The sequence below is a fragment of the Plantactinospora sp. ZYX-F-223 genome, assembly GCF_039649625.1.
GTDB lineage: Bacteria > Actinomycetota > Actinomycetes > Mycobacteriales > Micromonosporaceae > Plantactinospora.
In genome coordinates this window covers 1-16,173 of the sequence record NZ_JBDJAV010000047.1, presented here as the reverse complement: position 1 = coordinate 16,173, position 16,173 = coordinate 1, and the positions used below count along the sequence as shown (strand labels likewise).

Genomic DNA, 16,173 nt, shown 5'->3' with positions numbered 1-16,173 from the left:
CGGGGCGTCGATCGTCCCGCCCGCCACCGGTCTCCGGCCGTCGACCCGGTCGACCGGTTCAGATCCAGCCCTTCTCCCGGGCGATCCGGATCGCCTCGATCCGGGTACGCGCGCCGGTCTTGCCGGCGATCCGTGACAGATGGTTCCGCACGGTGCCGGCGGACAGCGACAGCTTGCTGGCGATCTCCACCACCGGCCACCCTTCGGCGGCGATCTCCAGCACCTCCACCTCCCGTTCGGTGAGCGGGTTGTCCCGGCTGAGCGCCGCGACCACCAGATCCGCGTCCACGACGGAACCCCCGCGGGCGAGCCGGCGGACCGCCTCGACCACCCGCTCCGGCGTGACGTCACTGCCGAGGAACCCGAGACGCTGGCACTGGGCACGCAACGCGTCCCCGAGCACCCTCGGCCGGCGCGGGTCCACCAGTACCAGTACCGGAGGCGGTTCGGACGGCGCGACCCGGTTGGAGAGCGCCCCCGCCTCGAAGAGCTTGACGTCCGCGATGGCCACGTCGGGACGCTGCATCCGCAGCGCCGTGCCGACGTCCTCGGCTCGGTCGACCTCCGCGACGACCTCGATGTCGTCCTGAGTGGTCAGCACGAAGGCCAGGGCGCCACGGATGAGAGCGCCGTTCAGCGCGAGCAGCGTTCGGATCACGTTCCCCCCTGCTACTTGTCACCGCTAGATCACCCCGCGTGAACATTCAAACACGAGCACGCCGAGTACGCCCGTTGGAGCGACCGGAACCGACGAGGTCAGATCCAACCCGCCCGCTGGGCCTGCCGGACCGCCTCCAGCCGGTTGCGGGTCCCGGTCTTGCGCAGGATCACCGAGAGGTGGTTGCGCACCGTGCCGTGTGCGAGAAAGAGCCGGCGGGCGATCTCCTTCAGCGGCAGACCCTCGGCGACCACCCGCAGCACCTCCAGTTCCCGGTTCGTCAGCGGGCTCTCCGGCGGGTTCAGCGCGGCGACGGCGGCGACCGGGTCGAACACCCGCTCGCCGAACGCCACCGCCCGGACCAGTCGGGCCAGCTCCGCAGGTGGCAGGTTCTTGTCGACAAAACCCCGGGCACCGGCCCGGATCGCCCGTTGCAGCGCCTCCGGGGTCAACTGGGTACTCAACGCCAGCACCGCGCTGCCCGGCGCCTGCACACCGAGCTGCGCCACCACGTCGAGCATGTCGACACCCGGCAGTTCCATGTCGACCACGACCACGTCCGGTCGCCGCCGACAGGCGACCGTCACCAGCTCAGCGGGCTCGTGAAGATCCGCCACCACGTCCAGGTCCTCCTCACTCGACAACACCGCCCGCAACGCCCCCCGCAGCAAACCCATCTCCTCCACGATCACAATCCGGATCACGAGGTCACTCCGATCTCGGTACACGAAACTCAGCGACAACTCGACGTCCGAGCGGGTCCCACCCGACCGGAGCCGATCACGAGCACGATTGAGTACGGCGCCGTCGGTCGGGCCCGCCACCTCGACGGGTACCGCGATGCCCGGTGCACCGACGGAGGCTCCACCGGCAGCTCCCGGAACGGGAACGGCCACGGCGGAGATGGAGAGCGACCGGGAGTACGGCCGCCGGAGCGGATCAGCCAGGCAAGGCTGGTACGCCCGGCGACCGGCCGGTGGGGCTGGCGTCGCCGTACGGGAACAGCGACGGAGTTCGCGTGGGCGACGGCGAGCCGGCCGCGGCCGGCAGTGCGGCGGTCTGTCCACCGCTGGACGGGGTAGGCCCGGCCTGCTGGGTACCGGTATCGGTGCCGACGGGTGAGCGTGGAGTGGACGGAAGCTCGGAGTTGGTGCTCCGGGCGACGGCACGCGAGGCCGAGGGACGGCTCGCGCCCGCCGCGCCGCCGGCACCCGGATCGAGCGAATGCCGCGGTGGCGCGGACAACCTGGGCGGTTCGGCGGGAACCGCGACCGCCGCGACCAGGGCCGGCGGGAGCGCCGGTGGCGCCACGGCGGACCCGGTGGACGGCTCGACCGGTTGGTGCACCAGCAACAGGGGCGACGGTCCGCCGGAGTAGCCTCCGCGCGGAACCTCACCGACGACCTCCGGCACGCTACCGACGATTTCCGGTACCGTCCCCGCCAGCTCCGGCAACCGTACGACCACTTCCGGGACGACTCCCAGCACGTCCGGCAGCGCCCCTCGCACGAGCGGCACCCCGGCCAGCAGGTCGGGGCGCGCACCGGTCAGCACGGTTACCCCGGCCGCCAGCTCCGGAAACGCGCCGGCCAGCACGGGCACCCCGGCCGTCAGGTCCGGGAGCGCACCGGTCAGCACGGGCACCCTGGCCGGGATCTGAGGCACAACCGCCGTCCCAAGTGGAGCATTACTGTCCTCGGCCGGGCGAGGGGTCTGCGACATGACCCGGCCTGGCTGGATCGCGGTGCTCGCACCGTCGGGTCGGGACGCCGGGGCCGAGCGCCGGGCGCCGGGGCCCGACCCGCCACGCTCCGGACGGGACGCGGAACCACCGCGCGCCGAGCCGGCGGCCGGCTGCTCCGGCTGCCACCGAGAGGCGGGGCCACCGCGTCCCGCCCCGGAGGGGTGACGGACGGGTGCCGCCGCAGCGGATTCCGGACGGACACGCTCCGGACGGACACGCTCCGGACGGGCGAACTGCGGACGGGCGAACTGCGGACGGGCGGCGGGGCGAACGGTGTCGGGTGTCGCTTTTCGAGTCAACTGAACGTGATCGTCGAGGAGTGCCGGCAGTGCCGGCGCGACCGTCCGGACAAGCGAGCCGAGCGGTTGCGGCCCGCTCGCCGGGGCGCCGCGGTCACCGGCGAGTGCCGGTCCGTCGAACGCGGCGAGAAGGAGATATCCGGTCAGTGCACCGCCGCCGAGCAGGGCAATTCGGGTCAGCAGTCGGAGAGCTCGCCGCCCGGGGCCCGGCCGTCCCGGACCCGGCACGTGCCGGACTGCTGAGACCACGGCCATGTCGCGAAGGCGCTCCTCAAGTAGGCGGACAGAGACGAAAGCGTAACGCAGTGTCTATCACGCCGCACCCGCTACACCACGCCGGCTCGCGGGCGCGGCCGGGAGTACCCGTTCACTCACGCCCTCAAGGCAGCCGCCGACCTATGGTGGGCGGGTGACCGCACCCCGCCCGCCCGCACTGCCCGTCGTGCAGTTCCGGAGCCAGGCCGGGACCATCGACCTCGGTTGGGGACACCCGCATCCGGCGGCGCTGCCGACAGACGCCTGGGCCGAGGCGACCCACTCCGCGCTGCGCCGCTACGGTGCCGCCGCGCTCACCTACGGGCACGCGGCCGGCCCGGGTCCGCTGATCGAGTGGCTCTGCGAACGGTTGGCCGAGGTGGACGCCGGGGCGCCGGAGCCCGGCCAGGTCTTCGTCACCGCCGGCGCGTCGCACGCGCTCGACCTCGTCGCCGCCGTCCTCTGCCGACCCGGCGACGTCGTACTGGTCGACTCCCCCACCTACCATCTGGCGCTGCGGGTCGTCGCCGACCACCGGGTCGACACGGTGCCCGCCCCCGCCGACGAGGACGGCATCGATCCCACCGCCACCGCCGGATTGATCCGGGCCATCACCCGGCAGGGCCGGCGGGTGGCAATGCTCTACCTGGTGCCGACGTTCAACAATCCGACCGGGCGGTCACTGCCGGCGCAGCGCCGGGCCGACCTGCTGGCGGTGGCCGCCCGCACCGGCGTACCGGTGGTGGAGGACGACACCTACCGGGAACTCGCCTATCCGGCTCCGGCGCCGCCCTCCCTGTTCAGCGGCGCCGAACCGGGGACGGTGGTCCGGATCGGCTCGTTCGCCAAGAGTGTCGCGCCCGGGCTGCGGCTCGGCTGGCTCACCGGTGCCCGACCGCTGGTCGCGGCGGTGACCGCACGGGGCTATGTGGACAGTGGTGGCGGGGTCAACCACGCCGTGGCGCTGGCCATGGCCGAGTTCGCGGCGTCCGGCGGGTACCGGCGGCACGTCGCGGCGATCCGGATCCGGTACGGCCGGCAACGCGACGCGCTGGTGGCCGCCGTACGCGACGAGCTGCCGCAGGCCCGGTTCGTGGTACCCGGCGGTGGCTGGTTCCTGTGGTTGCGGCTGCCGCACCCGTACGGCGGCACCGACCTGCTGCCGTACGCCGAGGCCGCCGGGGTCTCGTACCTGCCCGGCCGGCAGTTCTTCGTGGCCGACACCGGGCACCGCCACCTGCGACTGTCGTACTCGATGTATGACCCGGAGACGCTGGCCGAGGGGGTGCGCCGGCTGGCCGGGGCGTACCGGGAGGCCGGACTGTCGAGCCGGTCCACCCCGCTGCCAGGCTGAACCGGAGGCGTTGCGCGGCCGCGGCGGCTCAGTTCTGCCGGCCGGAGCCGGTCAGCCGGCGCCACGCGGGGCCGACCTTCCATCTCGCCATCCCGGCCAGGTCGCGGGCGTGTTCGAGGACGTCCGGCCGGGCTGTGCCCTTGGCGACGGCGCGGTCGAGGTCGTGGCCGCAGCGCACCAGTACGGTGTCGAAGTCCCGGCGTACCGGTTCCAGCAGCTCGTAGCCGAACGCCCGGTACTGGCGGGCGAAGAGCGCACGGTACGGCCGCACCCCCTCGTGCAGCCCCGACCCGTACGCCAGCGGCTCCCTCGGCCGGTCCCGGACGTACTCCGGCAGCAGGTCGGCGTACGCGTGCCGGAGCAGCCACTGCCGCCGCCCGTCCCGCAGTTTCAGCTCGGCCGGCAGCCGCATCGCCAACTCGACCAGCGACAGGTCGAGGAAGGGCGGCCGGGCCTCCACCCCGTGCCCGAGGCTGGTCCGGTCCACCCGCTGCAATCCGGTACGGCAGAGGTTGCGGATCCGGTGCCGGAAGAGCCGGCCGGCCGCCTCCGGCCCGACCCGGCCCGAGCCCGGATGCCCGCCGAAGAGGTCGTCGACGCCGTCGCCGGTGAGCACCACCCGGACGCCGAGATCGCGGACCCGCCGGAACAGCGGCACCGAGACGACCGCGTCGATCAGGTCGGCGTACTCGGTGAGTTCGGAGATCCGGATGGCCGCCCGGATGTCGTCGAGCCGGACGTCCCGGGGCTGGGCCTCGATCACCTCGTGGTGCACGCCGAGCTCGGCGGCGAGCCGGCGGGCGCACTTCACGTCCGCGCTGTCCGGGGTGCCGACGGTGAACGCCACGCAGTCGTGGTGGAGCTGCCGGACGTGCAGCAGGGCGAGGGTGCTGGCCAGGCCGCCGGAGAGCAGCACCCCGACGGTGAGGTCGGTGTCGACCCGGGCCCGGATGCTGTCCCGGACCGCTTCGCGGAGCAGTTCCGCCGCCTCCTCGGTGTCGCGGACCGGCGGCTGCCCGCCGCCGAGCCGGGCCAGGTCCAGGTAGGGCACCAGCTCCGGCCCGCTGACGGCGTCGGCCCAGCCGTGGTGCCCGGGCGGCAGCTCCGAGATCGGCGCGCCGACCGGCACCAGCGCCTTGACCTCCGAGGCGACGTGCAGCCGGCGCAGGTGCCGGGACCAGTAGAGCGGGCGTACTCCGAGCGGGTCGCGGGCCAGGTAGAGCCGTCCGGTGGCGGTGTCCGCGAGGGCGAACGCGAACTCGCCGCGCAGCCGGGTGACCGCCTCCGGTCCCCAGGCCAGGAACGCCTCCAGCACCACCTCGGTGTCGCTCTCGGTGCGCAGCGGCCGGCCGAGCCGGAGCAGTTCGGCGGCGAGTTCCCGGTGGTTGTAGACCTCGCCGTTGTAGCAGAGCAGCCACCGGCCGTCGGCCGAGCACCAGGGCTGCACCGCGCGTTCCCGGTCGACGATCCGCAGCCGCTGGACGCCGGCCAGCAGGTCGGGACCGAGCTGGGTCTCCGCCAGGTCGCCGCGCGGGGTGAGTTCCGCCATCATCCGGTGGAAGGTGCGGCGGTCGGCGCCGGGACCGAGCAGTAGGACGATGCCGGACATGCCGCTCAACCTCCCAGTGCGGTCAGGAAGTCGCGCCGCAGCCGGCTGGCCGCGCGCGGGCTGACACAGAGGTGCCAGGTCTGACCCTCGTCGATCACGTTCACGTCGCCCCAGCCCTGCCGCTCCCGGAGCAGGGCGGCGACCACGCCGGGCGCGTCGAACCGGCGCAGCCAGGACATCTCCAGGTCCATCGCGTACCCGAGGCAGTGCCCGCTGGGCAGCATGGCCGCGTAGCCGAGGGCCCGGAGCCGGTGCTGGTGTTCGAGGCTGCGGGCGAGGCTGGTCACCCGCAGCGGCGGGGTGGGCAGCCCGGGGCGCCGCCGGGCGAGGTCCACGGCGAGCTGGTTGAGCAGTGCCACCACCTCGGGCCGGGTCCGGGTGGTCCGCGGCCCGGTACCGGCCGCCGGTACGCCGCCCCGGCCCGCCTGCGGGGTCGAGGGTGGCCGGACCCGGCACCGGACCGCGCGGGCCGCCCGGGTCAGCAGGTGCCCGGCCGGCCGGCGGTAGCGGAACCGGAGCAGGTCGGTGCGGCGGAGTGCCTCAAGGTCGACCAGTTCGGCGGAGCTGTGCAGGTCGTCGTCGGTCGGGAAGCCGGGCAGGTGTCCCCACCACATGACGTCGATCCGGGAGAGCAGGTAGATCCGGATCAGCCCGGCGAGGTTCCGGGCAGCGCTGCGGTTGTTCGGCCGGTAGTCGCGGATCTCCCGGACGAGCCGGTCGGTGGCGTCGGCGGCGCCGCCGGGCAGCACGCCGAGCACGGCGGCGAAGTCCGGGCCGGTGATCCGGTCCGCCAGGGTCCGCTCCAGCCTCGGCAGGTCGTCGCGGCCGGCGTAGCCGGTCACCTCGGCGAGCAGGTCCACCACGGCCGCCCGGTATCCGACCAGTTCGGAGAGGGACGCTCCGGTGACGGGACCGGGACGCGGCGGCCGGCCGGCGGTCACGCGCCCCTGCTGCTGCCCGCTCGGCCGGATCCGTGATCCGACCTCCCCGGCGACCTCTTGGCTGGGCATCTCCGGCCTCTCCCAGGTTTCGGCGTGACCCCGAAAAGTACTGCCGGTTTTGACCGTAACACCCGATAAACCAGAAAAACGCGCGTTGCTTCGGTTGTCCCTGCCGGCACCGCGGGCACCACCCCGCCCGCAGCCGACCGGAAGGCGCCGCCGGATCATCCTTGGAACGTTTTAGCCTTCCATTGACGAATGTAGATCGATCTCTTACCGTACCTGACAGGTTCACCGCACTCGCCCCTTGCCCCAACCAATGCCGCGATCGGCACGCTGGCCCGGGAGGTTCCACGACCGATGATGAAACGTTTCAGGATGCTCGTGGCCGGCGGCACCGCGCTGGCCTGCCTCGGCGTACTGGTGGCCGGCTGCGGCGACGACTCCGAGTCCGGCCCGGCCACCCTCCGGTACTCGTGGTGGGGCAACGCCGAACGGGCCGACCTGATGAAACAGGCGATCGCGCTCTTCGAGTCGAAGAACCCGGACATCACAATCACGCCGAGCTTCCAGGAGTACGAGGCGTACTGGCAGAAGATGGCCACCGAGACGGCCGGCGGCAACGCCCCGGACGTACTCCAGATGGACTTCTCCTACCTGCGCGAGTACGCCGACCGGGGCGTGCTCTACGACCTGAAGAAGCAGACCGGTGGCAACCTCGTCCTGACCGACCTGCTCCCCGGCTTCCAGGGCGCCGGCGAGGTCGACGGCGCGCTGTACGGCGTACCGGTGGGCGGCAACACCTGGAGCCTGTACTACAACCCGGCGATCTTCGCCAAGGCCGGCGTACCGGAACCGGCCGCCGGCTGGACCTGGCAGGAATACCGGACCGGCATGGCGAAGATCGCCGAGGCGACCGACAGCTACGGCGGCGGCAACTACACCGGCATCATCTACAACCTCGAGGCGCGGCTGCGCCAGCAGGGCGGGCAGCTCTTCACCCCCGACGGCAAGCTCGGCTTCACCAGGGAGCAGCTCAGCGCGTTCTGGACCGAGGGCCAGGAGCTGATCAAGGCCGAGGTGGTGCTGCCGGTCGAGAAGGCGGTGCAGATCAAGCCCCGCTCCGGCTTCGTCGACGACCTGATCGCCACCGAACTCGGCTGGGACAACTTCCTCGTCCGGTACGCGGCCGAGGTCAAGACCCCGTTGAAGCTGGCCCCGGTGCCGACCGACAACCCAGGGCAGCTCGGCCAGTACCTGAAGCCGGCCATGCTGCTCAGCACCTCCAGCCGGACCGACCACCCGGAGGAGGCGGCCAAGCTGATCTCGTTCCTGATCAACGACCCGGAGGTCGGCCGGATCTTCGGCGGCAACCGCGGCCTGCCGGCCACCAACGCCCAGCGCGCCGCCGCCCAGCTCCAGGGTCCGCTGGCCGAGGTCGCCGCCTACGAGAAGAGCATCGCCGACCAGTTGACCAAGGCTCCCCCGGCACCGCCGAAGGGTGCCGGCAGTGTGGAGGCGACCTTCATCCGGATCAGCGAGGAACTCCACTACGGCCGGATCTCGGTCGCCCAGGCGGTGGAGCAGTTCTTCACCGAGGCGGAGCAGAAGCTCGGTTCTTGACCGGGGAGACGGTCGGTTCCCGACCGACCCGACGACCGGCGGCCGAGCGGCAGCCGGCGGAGAAGGGGCGCCAGCGGAGCATGACGACGACCAGCCAGAGCACCGTACGCCGGGACCAGCCGGCCGGTCCGGTGCCGCGTGCCGGCCGGCCCGGTGCCGCACCGGGGCGGCGGCCCCGGCGGCCGGGCGACGGACCCGCCGGCTACCTGTTCCTGTCGCCGTGGATCCTCGGCATGCTGCTGCTCACCGTCGGGCCGATGGCCGCCTCGCTCTACCTCTCGTTCACCGACTACAACCTCTTCACCGCCCCCGAGTGGGTCGGGCTGGAGAACTACCGGCGGATGTTCGACGACCCGCGCTGGCTCCAGTCGGTCCGGGTCACCGGCGGGTACGTGCTGGTCGCCGTACCGGTCAAGCTGGCCGCCGCGCTCGCGGTGGCGCTGCTGCTGCACCAGCGCCGCCGCGGCGAGGGCTTCTACCGGGCGGCGTTCTACGGGCCGTCGCTGATCGGGGCCAGCGTCAGCGTGGCGATCGTCTGGCGGGCGCTGTTCAGCGACGACGCGGTGGTCGACCGGCTGCTCCGCGCCGTCGGGGTCGACGCCGGCGGCTGGGTCGGCAACCCGGACCTCTCGCTGCTGATGCTGGTGCTGCTGGCCGTCTGGCAGTTCGGCGCGCCGATGGTGATCTTCCTGGCCGGGCTGAAGCAGGTACCGGCCGAACTCTACGAGGCCGCCCAGGTCGACGGGGCCGGCCGCTGGCGCCGGTTCCGGTCGGTCACGCTGCCGATGATCTCGCCGGTGCTCTTCTTCAACCTGCTGCTGGAGACCATCAACTCGTTCCAGATCTTCACCTCGGCGTACGTGATCGGCGGCCGGAACGGCAGCCCGGCCGGCTCGACCCTCTTCTACACCGTCTACCTCTACGACCGCGGCTTCGCCGACTTCCAGATGGGCTACGCGTCCGCGCTGGCCTGGATGCTGCTGCTCGGCGTCGGCCTGGTGACCGCGTTCCTGTTCCGGACCGCCCGGGGCTGGGTGCACTACGCCGAAGACCAGCGATGACCACCACCGAGGTACCCGGGACCGGAACGCCTCCCCGGACGGCGGGCGCCGGGCGGTCCGCCGCACCCCGCCGCCGGTGGGGCAGCCTGGCCTGGCATTTCGGGGCGCTGGCGATCCTGGCCGTACTGCTCTATCCGGTCGGCTGGCTGGTGGCCGCCTCGTTCAAGCCGTCCCCGTCCATCCTCGGCAGCCTGCACCTGCTGCCGACCGAACCGACCGTCGCCAACTACCAGCGGGCCGCCGACGGGCTGGCCGGGATCGGCGTGCTGCGGTTCTTCGGCAACTCGGCGCTGCTCGCCGGGCTCTCGGTGGCCGGCACGGTGGCCTCGTCGGCGCTCGCCGGTTACGCCTTCGCCCGGCTGCGCTTCCGGGGCCGGGGGACGATGTTCGTGCTGATGATCTCGACGCTGCTGCTACCGTTCCACGTCCTGATCATCCCGCAGTACGCGGTCTTCCAGCGGCTCGACCTGGTCGACACCTACCTGCCGCTGCTGGTCGGCAAGTTCCTGGCCGGCGAGGCGTTCTTCGTCTTCCTGATGGTGCAGTTCATGCGGACCATCCCAGCCGAGCTGGACGAGTCGGCCCGGATCGACGGCGCCGGGCACTGGGCCACGTTCTGGCACATCGTGCTGCCGCTGTCCCGGCCCGCCCTGGTGACCACGGCCATCTTCACCTTCATCTGGACCTGGAACGACTTCTTCGGCCCGCTCATCTACCTCAGCACGCCGGAGAAGTACCCGCTGCCGCTGGCGTTGCAGCTCTACATCGACCAGACCACCGTCTCGGACTACGGGGCGCTGATGGCGATGTCGATGCTGGCCCTGGTGCCGGTCATCCTCTTTTTCCTGTTCTTCCAGCGGTTCCTGGTGCAGGGCGTCGCCACCTCCGGGCTGAAGGGCTGAACGACCGCACGCCGGCGCTGAGTAGGGGTACTCGGGTTCCGGTGCGGCCGATGATGGAGAGTCGGGGGTATGACCGAACGGCAGCCGGGCCACGCCCGGCACACTCCGCTCTGGATCGTCGGACTCGCCGGCCTCACCGCGCTCGCGTACTGGGCGTTCCTCGGCTGGGACCAGCAGAAGGAGACCGATCCGGTGACCGGGGCGCAGACCGGTCCGTACTCGGCCTGGCAGGTGCTCGGCCTCGGGGTGGTACTGGCCCTGCTGGTCTTCGAGACCGGGCGCCGGGGCCGGCCGTGGCTGGCCGGCATCGCGGTGTCGGCGGTGCTCACCGTGGCCTTCTCGGTCGACGCCGCGACCGACCCGGACGGCGACGGGCTCTGGGTGGTCGGTGCGGTGCTCGTGGCGCTCGGCTCGGCACTCGGCACCGGTCTGGTCGCGGCGCTCGGCGCCTACGCGGGGCGGCGTTCGCGCGCCCACTGAGCACCGGCGGGCCCGGCGGTGAGCCTGGCACCGCCGGGGTCTCCGTGCGGGGCGGGCGACGACCCTGCTCCGCCCCTACGGCTGCGGTGGCCCGGGGATACGGGCCGACAGGAAATGCGGTGTGCGGTGGCCTAGCGCCGGCCGGCGGGTTCGCCGTCGAGCAGCGGGTCCGGCTCCTGCCGCCGGATCATGTACTGGGCGGTGAGAGTGTCCACGCCGGTGCCCCGGGCGCTGTTCGGCCGGTACGTGACCGTCGCGGCCAGCGCCGAGGCCGCCTCGACCACTCCCGCCCGCCAGGTGCCTGACCGGTAGACCCAGACCGGATCGGTCGGCCGGTAACTGGCGGTGGAATCGATCTCCGCCGGGTCCCGTCGGTGCGGATCCACGTTGGGTACTGGCATGTTGTCACTGCCCTCCTGACTCGGCACCGGGTGTCGTCTCGATCAGTTCGCGTGGCATGGCCGGCGTGCCGGTGGCCTCGCCGGTCGTACCGCTCGACAGGCCGTACTGCGCCTGGCCCTGGACGTACCCCACGGACGGGCCGACGCAACCGGCGGCGTCGACATCGGCCGGGGCGAGTCGGGCCCGCCGGGTCTTCACTCGGTACATCGCGGCGTCGGCGAGGTTGAGCACCTCGGCCAACTGCACGCAGCCGTGCACCGGGGCGAGTCCGATCGACGCGGTGACCCGCAGGTCGCGCTCGGCCACCTGGATCGGCGCGGAGAGCAGCTCCGCGAGCCGTCGCGCGGACTGGTGCAGCCAGCGTCCGTCGGCCCGGGTGCCGGCTAGCAGGCCGGCGAACTCGTCGCCACCGAGCCGGGCCACCAGGTTGTTGCCCGCGTACGCCGCGAATCGCCAGGCCACCGCGACCAGCACCTGGTCTCCGGCGGCGTGGCCGAACCGGTCGTTGATCTGCTTGAAGTCGTCGAGGTCCAGCACCACCGCGACCAGCGGCGGCCGGCCGGGATCGGCGACCAGCGCGGCGCCGATCTGGTAGAAGGCCCGCCGGTTGAGCAGCCCGGTCAGCGGGTCGTGGGTGGCCGCGTGCCGTTCCGACTGCAACTCCTCGCGGAGCCGGACCACCTCCGCCTGGGCCATCCGCACCCGGCCGCGCATCCGCCAGGCCGCGCCGAGGCCGGCAACCGCGGCGGCGCCGGCCGCGAGGGTGAAGGGATCCACGGTGCCGCGTCCCTTCAGGAGACCCGGCTCGGGGACGGGTCGTGGCCTGGACCGAGACCCTGTCCGGAGGCCGGTAGCCGGGAGTAGTCGGTGACTGTCCGTGATCCAACTTCGCGTCCGCCAGCACGGGCCGGAACCGCACCGTCGCGATGCGTTGGCGTCCATCTGCCCAGGCAGGCGGGCATGCCAGCGATCTTGCCTGGTCCCCGACGCGTCGGCTGCGCTGGCAACGACACCCCGCCTCCATCACGAAAAGTGAACAAACGGACACACCCTTACCGCGCTATCATGCTCGCTGTCAGGTGCAGACGCAAGAGCGAATGCACGTGCAGATGGTCATGCAGAGGTGACCATCCGCGGTACTGCACGCACCGTCACGGCTGAGGACGCGTCCACGGGGAGGAATCAGTACGCAGTCGGGCCTACGCGACGCCCACCGCCCCCAGCCCTCCGGAACCTCCAGAAAGACTGGCGATGATTCAGACGTACAACGGCATGTCCACCGGCCAACTGCCGACCCTCGCGTGGCAGAAGAGCCGCCGCAGTAACCCGAGCGGGAACTGCGTCGAGATGGCCGAGTTGCCCGGCGGCGCCGGTATCGCCGTCCGCAACTCCCGGGACCCCGACGGGCCGGCGCTGATCTACACCATCGACGAGATCACCGCCTTCATCCTCGGCGCCCGGGACGGGGACTTCGACAACCTCATCCGCTGACCGGCGGTACCTACGGCGTCCGGTACGCCGGCGCCACCGTTCGCCACCATCCCGACCCGCTCCCGCGACCCGGACTGGACGAGGGTCGAGAAAATTAGCGCGTTGGGTCTACCCTCCTCACCGTCAAGCCATGGCATGCTTACCGACGGATTTGGCCCAGCCCTCGGTGGGCTGCGTCGAGCATGTGTGGAGGCGACACGTGGCGATGGCTCCATCCGGCCATGGTTCGGTCCCGGACGGCGAGGTCGCCGACCGTGGACCGATCGTCGACGGTGGACCAGTCTTCGCGGCTGGAGCGGCCGACCCCGGGATGGCGGGCGGCCCCACCGTGCTGCGGATCCTGCTCGGAAGCCAGTTGCGCAAGCTGCGGGAGGCCAGAGGCGTCAGCCGCGACGACGCGGGCTGGGAGATCAGGTCGTCCGGGTCCAAGATCAGCCGGATGGAGCTGGGCCGGGTGGGATTCAAGGAACGCGACGTCGCCGATCTGCTGACCCTCTACCAGGTGACCGACGAGACCGAACGGTCCGCACTGCTCGCCCTGGCCCGCCAGGCCAACAACCCCGGCTGGTGGCACCGGTACGGCGACGTCCTGCCGAACTGGTTCCAGTCCTACCTCGGGCTGGAGGCGGCGGCGGCGCTGATCCGGGCGTACGAGGTGCAGTACATTCCCGGGCTGTTGCAGACCCGGGACTACGCCCGGGCGGTGGTACTGCTCGCCCACGACGGGGCACCGCCCGAGGAGATCGAACGCCGGGTCGAGCTCCGGATGGACCGGCAGAAGGTGCTGACCCGGCCCGGCGCGCCGCAACTGTGGGCCGTGGTGGACGAGGCGGCGCTGCGCCGGCCGATCGGCGGGATCGACGTGATGCGCGGCCAGATCGAGCACCTGATCGAGGCCGGCCGGCTGCCCAACGTCACGGTCCAGGTGATCCCGTTCCGGGCCGGCGGGCACGCCGCGGCCGGGGGCGCGTTCAGCCTGCTCCGCTTCCCCGACCAGGAGCTGCCGGACGTCGTCTACATGGAACAGCTCACCAGCGCGCTCTACCTCGACAAGCGTGACGACGTCGACTACTACGCCGCGGCGATGGAGCGGCTCTGCGTCGAGGCCGTCTCGCCGACCGAGACCCCGGCGTTCCTCCGCGCCGCCCTGGCCGCCCTCGACTCCTGACCCGACCGCCGCCCGCCGAGCGGGCCCCGGTTCGGCGCTCCGTCCGGCCCACCGGCCCGGGATGGGCCACACTACCGGTATGACTTCCCGCCGCCTCGCTGGTGCCGTCGCCCTGGTCACCGGCGCGTCGTCCGGGATCGGCGCCGCGGCGGCCCGGCGGCTGGCCGGTGCCGGCGCGCGGGTCTTCCTCAGCGGCCGCGACCCCGAGCGGCTCGCGGCGGTCGCCGGGCAGTCCGGCGGTACGGCGATCCCGTGCGACCTCACCGACCCCGACCGGACGGCGGCACTCGCCGGCCGGGTGCTCGAGGACGCCGGTCGGGTCGACATCCTGGTCAACAACGCCGGCCAGGGCTACGCCGGGCCGCTCACCGGGATGACCGACGCCCAGATCCAGGCGCTGGTGGCGGCGAACCTGACCGCACCGATGTTGCTCGCCCGGGCGGTACTGCCCGGGATGCTGGCCCGGGGCAGCGGCCGGCTCGGCTTCGTCGGCTCCATCGCCGGCCGGCTCGGGGTACGCGAGGAGGCGGTCTACGCGGGCACCAAGGCCGGGCTGAGCGTCTTCGCCGACAGCCTGCGCAAGGAGACGACCGGTCGGGGCATCGTGGTCACCGAACTCGTCCCCGCCGTGGTGGACACCCCGTTCTTCGCCCGCCGGGGCCGGCCGTACCCGCGCCGCCGTCCCCGGCCGGTGCCGGCGGAGCGGGCCGCCGACGCCCTGCTCACCGGGATGCTCGCCGGCCGGCACGAGGTGTGCCTGCCGCGCTGGATGGTGCTGCCGATCGCGGTCCGGGCCACCCTGCCGGCCACCTACCGCCGGCTCGCCGACCGGTTCGGCTGACCGGACCGCCGCGCCGCCCGCTAGTTCGCGCGGATCGCCCGGATCGACTGGCGCAGCGAGGACATGGTGGCGAGCACCGCCGTCGGCTCGTACCCGCAGTGCGCCATGCAGTTGGCGCAACGGCTGTCCCGCCCCCGGCCGTACGCCGACCAGTCGGTGGTCTCGATCAACTCCTGGTACGTCTGCGCGTAGCCGTCACCGAGCAGATAGCAGGGGCGCTGCCAGCCGAAGAGCGAGTACGACGGGATGGCCCAGGCGGTGCAGGAGAAGTCGACCTTGCCTTCCAGGAAGTCCAGGAAGAGCGGCGAGTGGTTCAGCCGCCACTTCTTCCGGCGCCCCTCGCCGAACGCCTTCTTGAACATCGCCCGGGTCTCCGCGACGCCGAGGAAGTGCTCCTGGTCCGGCGCCTTGTCGTAGGCGTACGCCGGGGAGAGCATCATCTGGTCGACGCCCAGGTCGTCGTTGAGGTAGTCGAGCACCTCGATCACGGTCTGCGGGGTGTCGGTGGAGAAGAACGTCGTGTTGCTGGTGACCCGGAAGCCGCGCCGCTTCGCCTCCTTCACCGCCTCGACCGCCTCGTCGAAGACGCCCTCCTTGCAGACCGAGGCGTCGTGCCGCTCCCGCAACCCGTCGATGTGCACGGCGAACGAGAAATAGCGGGACGGGGTGAACTTGTCCAGCTTCTTGCGCAGCAGCGCCGCGTTGGTGCAGAGGAAGACGTACTTGCGGCGCTTGACGAGTTCGTTGACCAACCGGTCGATCTCCGGGTGCATCAGCGGCTCGCCGCCGGCGATGGAGACCATCGGCGCCCCGCACTCCTCCATCGCGGCGAGTGCCTGCTCCACCGGCATCCGGCGCTTCAGCACGTCCGCCGGATGCTGGATCTTGCCGCAGCCGGCGCAGGCGAGGTTGCAGGCGAAGAGCGGCTCCAACTCGACAAGCAGCGGGAAGTGCGTCCTCCGGCGCAGCTTCTGCTCCATCAGATAGCGGCCGACTCGCAGGCTCTGGCGCAGTGGCATGCCCATGGTCACCACCCCGTTCCGGTCGGCCGGTCGATCGGCGCGCGGCGGTACCGCGCGGCGCTTCGCGAACTGGTCCCCGTCATCGGATTCCTTCCGTGAAATACTCCGGCTTCAGACCGGAGAGGAAACGGAACTCCTGCGGTGCAGGGCAGGGATGGCCGATCCGCCGCCAGGGCGGATAGGCGTCCACCCGCGTCACCGCAGGGCTTACCAGTTGGGGCGCTAGCGTGTGAGGCGTGTCCAGGGCGGTGAAGCGGGCGTTCAAGTACCGCTTCTACCCCACCGAGGCGCAGGCCATGGAGCTGTCGCGCACGTTCGGATGC

Annotated in this window: 16 protein-coding genes and 1 pseudogene; 9 read left to right on the top strand and 8 right to left on the bottom strand. The window is 72.1% G+C overall.

Features of this window, described 5'->3' with window-relative positions; translation table 11 throughout:
• Positions 1 to 58: 58 nt before the first annotated feature.
• From AAH979_RS34320 to AAH979_RS34310, 3 genes are all read right to left on the bottom strand, one after another.
• Positions 59 to 658 (bottom strand): response regulator transcription factor, encoded by a 600-nt coding sequence (locus AAH979_RS34320; RefSeq protein WP_346262288.1) that lies wholly within the window; start codon positions 656 to 658, stop codon positions 59 to 61.
• A gap of 98 nt (positions 659 to 756) precedes the next feature.
• On the bottom strand, positions 757 to 1,362 hold the full coding sequence (locus tag AAH979_RS34315; protein ID WP_346262287.1) for a response regulator transcription factor: 606 nt from the start codon (positions 1,360 to 1,362) through the stop codon (positions 757 to 759).
• Between the two features lie 235 nt (positions 1,363 to 1,597).
• Positions 1,598 to 2,302: a hypothetical protein gene (locus tag AAH979_RS34310; RefSeq protein ID WP_346262286.1), complete on the bottom strand. Its 705-nt coding sequence runs from the start codon at positions 2,300 to 2,302 to the stop codon at positions 1,598 to 1,600.
• A 405-nt stretch (positions 2,303 to 2,707) separates the two neighbouring features.
• Here AAH979_RS34310 and AAH979_RS34305 point away from each other — a divergent pair, with 405 nt between their 5' ends.
• A complete protein-coding gene (locus tag AAH979_RS34305) occupies positions 2,708 to 2,944 on the top strand; it encodes a hypothetical protein (protein WP_346262285.1) in 237 nt (78 codons plus the stop codon).
• Between the two features lie 166 nt (positions 2,945 to 3,110).
• A complete protein-coding gene (locus tag AAH979_RS34300; protein ID WP_346262284.1) occupies positions 3,111 to 4,310 on the top strand; it encodes a PLP-dependent aminotransferase family protein in 1,200 nt (399 codons plus the stop codon).
• Between the two features lie 28 nt (positions 4,311 to 4,338).
• Here the strand turns inward: AAH979_RS34300 and AAH979_RS34295 are convergent, their stop codons facing one another.
• Together AAH979_RS34295 and AAH979_RS34290 are read right to left on the bottom strand one after the other, a co-directional pair.
• Positions 4,339 to 5,919, bottom strand: a complete 1,581-nt coding sequence (locus AAH979_RS34295; protein ID WP_346262283.1) for an asparagine synthase-related protein — start codon at positions 5,917 to 5,919, stop codon at positions 4,339 to 4,341.
• Positions 5,920 to 5,924: 5 nt separating this feature from the next.
• On the bottom strand, positions 5,925 to 6,929 hold the full coding sequence (locus AAH979_RS34290; protein WP_346262282.1) for a hypothetical protein: 1,005 nt from the start codon (positions 6,927 to 6,929) through the stop codon (positions 5,925 to 5,927).
• 291 nt (positions 6,930 to 7,220) lie between these two features.
• Here AAH979_RS34290 and AAH979_RS34285 point away from each other — a divergent pair, with 291 nt between their 5' ends.
• The 4 genes from AAH979_RS34285 (at position 7,221) to AAH979_RS34270 (ending at position 10,926) form a co-directional block, all read left to right on the top strand.
• Positions 7,221 to 8,483 carry an extracellular solute-binding protein gene (locus AAH979_RS34285; RefSeq protein WP_346262281.1) on the top strand — a complete coding sequence of 421 codons (1,263 nt, stop codon included), beginning with the start codon at positions 7,221 to 7,223 and terminating at the stop codon, positions 8,481 to 8,483.
• Complete coding sequence (locus AAH979_RS34280; protein ID WP_346262280.1) at positions 8,480 to 9,544, top strand: sugar ABC transporter permease; 1,065 nt, start codon at positions 8,480 to 8,482, stop codon at positions 9,542 to 9,544. The genes AAH979_RS34285 and AAH979_RS34280 overlap by 4 nt, the downstream gene beginning before the upstream one ends.
• Positions 9,541 to 10,446, top strand: a complete 906-nt coding sequence (locus AAH979_RS34275; protein WP_346262279.1) for a carbohydrate ABC transporter permease — start codon at positions 9,541 to 9,543, stop codon at positions 10,444 to 10,446. The genes AAH979_RS34280 and AAH979_RS34275 overlap by 4 nt, the downstream gene beginning before the upstream one ends.
• 69 nt (positions 10,447 to 10,515) lie before the next feature.
• Positions 10,516 to 10,926: a hypothetical protein gene (locus tag AAH979_RS34270; protein ID WP_346262278.1), complete on the top strand. Its 411-nt coding sequence runs from the start codon at positions 10,516 to 10,518 to the stop codon at positions 10,924 to 10,926.
• Between the two features lie 131 nt (positions 10,927 to 11,057).
• Here the strand turns inward: AAH979_RS34270 and AAH979_RS34265 are convergent, their stop codons facing one another.
• Together AAH979_RS34265 and AAH979_RS34260 are read right to left on the bottom strand one after the other, a co-directional pair.
• Positions 11,058 to 11,327 (bottom strand): hypothetical protein, encoded by a 270-nt coding sequence (locus AAH979_RS34265; protein WP_318393982.1) that lies wholly within the window; start codon positions 11,325 to 11,327, stop codon positions 11,058 to 11,060.
• A 190-nt stretch (positions 11,328 to 11,517) separates the two neighbouring features.
• A pseudogene (locus tag AAH979_RS34260) lies at positions 11,518 to 12,105 on the bottom strand (GGDEF domain-containing protein); the annotation flags it as partial.
• Between the two features lie 474 nt (positions 12,106 to 12,579).
• On the opposite strand from AAH979_RS34260, the gene AAH979_RS34255 reads away from it, so the two are divergent.
• The 3 genes from AAH979_RS34255 to AAH979_RS34245 all read left to right on the top strand — a co-directional run bounded on the left by AAH979_RS34255 (position 12,580) and on the right by AAH979_RS34245 (position 14,828).
• Complete coding sequence (locus tag AAH979_RS34255; protein WP_203856560.1) at positions 12,580 to 12,819, top strand: DUF397 domain-containing protein; 240 nt, start codon at positions 12,580 to 12,582, stop codon at positions 12,817 to 12,819.
• A 310-nt stretch (positions 12,820 to 13,129) separates the two neighbouring features.
• Complete coding sequence (locus AAH979_RS34250) at positions 13,130 to 13,987, top strand: helix-turn-helix transcriptional regulator (protein WP_346262334.1); 858 nt, start codon at positions 13,130 to 13,132, stop codon at positions 13,985 to 13,987.
• Between the two features lie 79 nt (positions 13,988 to 14,066).
• Positions 14,067 to 14,828 carry an SDR family NAD(P)-dependent oxidoreductase gene (locus AAH979_RS34245; protein ID WP_346262277.1) on the top strand — a complete coding sequence of 254 codons (762 nt, stop codon included), beginning with the start codon at positions 14,067 to 14,069 and terminating at the stop codon, positions 14,826 to 14,828.
• Between the two features lie 20 nt (positions 14,829 to 14,848).
• Here the strand turns inward: AAH979_RS34245 and hpnH are convergent, their stop codons facing one another.
• Positions 14,849 to 15,853: an adenosyl-hopene transferase HpnH gene (hpnH, locus tag AAH979_RS34240; RefSeq protein WP_346262276.1), complete on the bottom strand. Its 1,005-nt coding sequence runs from the start codon at positions 15,851 to 15,853 to the stop codon at positions 14,849 to 14,851.
• Positions 15,854 to 16,173 lie beyond the last annotated feature (320 nt).

Excerpts from the sequence above, each read along its gene's own strand:
- hpnH (WP_346262276.1), bottom strand. The coding sequence starts at position 15,853 with ATGGGCATGCCACTGCGCCAGAGCCTGCGAGTCGGCCGCTATCTGATG.
- AAH979_RS34265 (WP_318393982.1), bottom strand. The coding sequence starts at position 11,327 with ATGCCAGTACCCAACGTGGATCCGCACCGACGGGACCCGGCGGAGATC.
- AAH979_RS34270 (WP_346262278.1), top strand. The coding sequence starts at position 10,516 with ATGACCGAACGGCAGCCGGGCCACGCCCGGCACACTCCGCTCTGGATC.
- AAH979_RS34285 (WP_346262281.1), top strand. The coding sequence starts at position 7,221 with ATGATGAAACGTTTCAGGATGCTCGTGGCCGGCGGCACCGCGCTGGCC.
- AAH979_RS34250 (WP_346262334.1), top strand. The coding sequence starts at position 13,130 with ATGGCGGGCGGCCCCACCGTGCTGCGGATCCTGCTCGGAAGCCAGTTG.
- AAH979_RS34290 (WP_346262282.1), bottom strand. The coding sequence starts at position 6,929 with ATGCCCAGCCAAGAGGTCGCCGGGGAGGTCGGATCACGGATCCGGCCG.
- AAH979_RS34295 (WP_346262283.1), bottom strand. The coding sequence starts at position 5,919 with ATGTCCGGCATCGTCCTACTGCTCGGTCCCGGCGCCGACCGCCGCACC.
- AAH979_RS34245 (WP_346262277.1), top strand. The coding sequence starts at position 14,067 with ATGACTTCCCGCCGCCTCGCTGGTGCCGTCGCCCTGGTCACCGGCGCG.
- AAH979_RS34255 (WP_203856560.1), top strand. The coding sequence starts at position 12,580 with ATGATTCAGACGTACAACGGCATGTCCACCGGCCAACTGCCGACCCTC.
- AAH979_RS34275 (WP_346262279.1), top strand. The coding sequence starts at position 9,541 with ATGACCACCACCGAGGTACCCGGGACCGGAACGCCTCCCCGGACGGCG.